Genomic DNA, 3808 nt, shown 5'->3' on the forward strand with positions numbered 1-3808 from the left:
ACGAAACAAAGCCGCCATTTGCCCGACAAAATTGTGGTGACTGCTGCGCTCAACCGCAACGCCACCAAGCCAGCGCAATAGCGCCCCGAGCGGGCCGACAAACAGCTGATGCTTACCCATGAAGCGAATTTGCCGGCCTAATGCGCTGGCCACTGCAACCATAATAAAAAAATCCCAATTACTAGTGTGAGGCGCCAGTATAAGCACGTATTTGGGGGGCGTCGCTGGCGCCCCGGGCAATTGCCAGGACCGTAACGCCAATGCCTTAGTACTGACGTAGCGTACCAAATACAAAAGTCGTGGGTAGCTGCATATTGTTTTACGTTGACTAACACCAACATCTTTCGCCAACATCCCGTTAGTCCCTTTACATTACCGCATTGTGCAGCGCCGAAGCCCATTCGCCTTCGAGCAGTATTGCACAAAATCAGAGTAATACCCTTGCCCCGGCACAGACCCTCTACTATTCTGCCCCACTGAATCAACGGCGACAGGCACAATGTGACTGTTCCAGCGCCGCTAAAAATGGAGTCCGACCTTTGCCATTTGTAATACGCAAACTATTTGCAAGTCTAGTTATTGTTGCCCTGCAAGCACTGTCACCAAGCCTTTATGCCGATTCTGCTCAGTATCGCTTAGCCACTTTGACGCAAAACCCTGCCGCACTTATTCTTCGCGACAATATCAGTGACACTTTAATACAGGCAGACGGCTATATTTTTATTGACGATAGCGATGACTTGATTCAAAGCTTAAAAAAAGCCTATGACGAAGGCCAATCTCTGCAAGGTAGCTCTAGGGGTATATTGATCGTACCGGGTGACGAAGCTGAGCTGGTGCAACGATTAGAAGACATGAATAACGACAGCAATAGTTTTGCCGCCGGCGGACATTTCACCCTAAGCACCGCATCGCCAGCGTGGCATATTATTGGCGGCTCTGAGTTTAGAGGTAGCGGTCGCTTTAACTACGACGAAAATGACGCCAATCGTCTGCGCTTTGCCACCCTAATCGGCCTATTCTCCTTTGGCGAGTTACAGTCGTCCATGGAAGTCTCCGCGCTCTGGTCTAACTATCTGGCGCTAAATTACACGTTTAGAATTGACGCCCTTGAAAACACGCAGTTTGGAATTCGGCCTAAAATTCAAAATATCAGCCTCATCGAGCGCAGCATTCTTATTTCTGAATACGAAGAAGGAAAACTTTTCGATGCGGATCGCGATGTCGACCATACTATTCAACTTAACGCCGATCTCGGTATCAACTACCTGCTAGGTGACTGGGTCCTAGGCTTATCTGTCAGCGACCTTTACCAACAAAGAATGCAGAGCACCATAGGTACACGTTACCAACAACGCAGCCAAGTTAGTGCGAGTATCGACTACACGGCAAATTGGGCTAAATTCCGGCTCGATGCCGACTTAACCCCACATTCTGGCTTTGGCGAAGTCCCCTCTCAGCGCGTTTATAACTTGGCCAGCGCCATACCCGTCAGTCAACGTGTTGAGCTATTATTGGGCTACCGCTGGCTAGACAATCCCTATAGCGATGACGCGCCGTCCATTGGCCTGCACTACAGTCTCGAGCAGTTGCTCCATATAAATACCGAGCTTAGCTATGCCGGCAGTAACGAACTCGGTGGCCGCATCAGCCTACAGCTGCCACTGTAGCGACGTTAGCGACGTTAGCAACATTAACTGACTGGCTTTTGACCGGAATAAAACTCATAGCGTGCTCAGTCAATGCAGTAATCGTGAGCGAAGGGTTCACGCCGAGATTCGACGACAACATTGAGCCATCGCACACTAGCATATTGCGATAGCCAAACACCCGATTCTGGCTATCGATAACGCCCTCATCGCTTGACTTCGCCATACCGGCGCCGCCCATACAATGGGCGGTAGCCGGAATATTAAACAACACCTCGGTAATCAAGCTACCCGCCATACCGCCAAGGCGGCGAGCCGTGCTCAACGCAAACTCACTGGCCTCTGGAATATGTGCAGGAATCGGCTCACCAACGCTGACCATGCGTTTACGCCACGGCCAATACCACGCGCGCCGGTACTGCATATCAATGTGACCATCCAAGGTTTGCATGCACAGAAAAATTACTGTTTGACGCGCCAAGCCAAAGGGGATCAAGGACGTTACCGCCTGTTTGGGAGACTTTACGAATAACTTCAACATCGTATATAGCCACACAAAAACGCGCCGCCAATTAGGTTTGCCACGGGTCATGGCCGTGACCAACAAACCCATAGCATCTGAGCCGCGAGGGTAGCGCGTAGCTTCAATATGAGTTTTATCATCGAGGTAAATACCCGAGCCAATAGCGATTCCCTCGTCCATATTCTGCTCGCCGGGCAAGCGCACACCAATTAACGACTCGGCGTTAGTTCGCACCCGGCGGCCCAATTCAGCCGAAATATTTGGCAGCGATCCTTTGTCGCGCAGCTTGAATAACAGATCTTGTGTACCTAAGGACGATGCCGCAAACACCACGGCCTTGGCCCGCCAGCGCCGCTTATTTCGCCGCAATAAAGAGGTACTCGACACCGTAGTGATTTCGTAGCCGTCTTCGCCATCACTCTTCGCATTAAGCGGCACGACATCAATTACCTTGGTTTCCGCAAAAACCTTTGCCCCCTGCTTTTCCGCAAAATACAGATAATTTTTATCTAGACTGTTTTTAGCGTTGTGGCGACAACCGACCATACAGCCACCACAGGCTATGCAACTATTGCGTTCAGGGCCATCGCCACCAAAATACGGGTCAGGGTAGGCTTTACCTGGTGCTGCGCCGTCATCACCAAAAAAAACGCCTACTTGCGTTTTATAAAAACTTTCGCCACAACCCCAATCGCCTGCAGCATCCTTTAATAAGTGATCTGCTGGGCCCAAAATACGATTTTCAGTAACACCCAACATGCTTTGCGCGCTGGCGTAGTGCGCCGGCATCACAGCCTGCCAATCCTTTAAACCCGCCCAGCTGCCCTGCTGCCAGATCTCTTGCTTGGGCACTAACAAGGTATTGGCGTAGGTGATCGAACCACCGCCTACCGCATTGCCATGCAATACCAGTACATGCTTAAACCAACGCAGATTAAAAAAACCTTTCATACCCAACAGTGGTCGCCACAGCCAGCGATGAAAATGCCAGTTCGAACGCGGATAGGTCTCGGCGCTCCAGCGTCGACCCATTTCCATCATGCCAACGCTATAGCCTTTTTGGGTCAGCCGGTGGGCCGCTGTCGACCCGCCGAAGCCAGAGCCTATAACCAAATAATCAAAATCGTAATCCACGTTGTATCCACTCTCTCACACTGCCAGCTGCGCGCACCGGCATATTTGACATGACTTCGTGTCACTTTACATCTGACAGCAGCTCATGTCAAAATCAATTCATGACTAAGAGCACACCTAAACCCCGCCGCTACCGTGGTGCCAGTGGCGACCAACGCCGCGCGGAACGCCGTCAACAGCTCCTAGACGCCGGTCTCTCGACGATTGGTGAAGTAGGCTACCAAGCCTGTAGTGTGCGCAGTATTTGCGCGGCAGCAGGGCTCACCGAGCGCTACTTCTACGAGTCTTTTGCCAACAAAGAAGCGCTCTTGGCGGAGGTTTACCAAGCGCAAACGAACTACTTAAAAACAACCATGCTAGCCGCGTTTAACCACGCTGAACGCAATAGCCAAGCCTTCGCCCACGCAGGTCTACACGCTTTTTTTGATACATTACATCAAAACCCAGCGGTGGCCCGTTTATTATTGTTTGAAATTCTCGGCGTCAGCGACACCATTGACAG

General features: G+C 51.1%; 4 protein-coding genes. 2 read left to right on the top strand and 2 right to left on the bottom strand.

The genetic code is table 11. From position 1 onward, the window contains the following. The coding region (locus ABYT30_RS16875) for a 1-acyl-sn-glycerol-3-phosphate acyltransferase (protein ID WP_373097599.1) at positions 1-354 on the bottom strand (354 nt) is incomplete at its 3' end. Between the two features lie 185 nt (positions 355-539). Between ABYT30_RS16875 and traF the strand changes: the two genes are divergently transcribed. After that, positions 540-1670, top strand: coding sequence for a conjugal transfer protein TraF (gene traF, locus ABYT30_RS16880; RefSeq protein ID WP_373097601.1), 1131 nt, complete (start codon positions 540-542; stop codon positions 1668-1670). Here traF and ABYT30_RS16885 read toward each other — a convergent pair. Continuing rightward, positions 1648-3306 (bottom strand): GMC oxidoreductase, encoded by a 1659-nt coding sequence (locus tag ABYT30_RS16885; RefSeq protein ID WP_373097602.1) that lies wholly within the window; start codon positions 3304-3306, stop codon positions 1648-1650. The two genes, traF and ABYT30_RS16885, sit on opposite strands and share 23 nt — an antisense overlap. Before the next feature lie 101 nt (positions 3307-3407). Between ABYT30_RS16885 and ABYT30_RS16890 the strand changes: the two genes are divergently transcribed. Beyond that, the coding region (locus ABYT30_RS16890; protein ID WP_373097603.1) for a TetR/AcrR family transcriptional regulator at positions 3408-3808 on the top strand (401 nt) is incomplete at its 3' end.

The sequence above is a fragment of the Zhongshania sp. genome (assembly GCF_041623545.1).
Taxonomy (GTDB): Bacteria; Pseudomonadota; Gammaproteobacteria; order Pseudomonadales; family Spongiibacteraceae; genus Spongiibacter.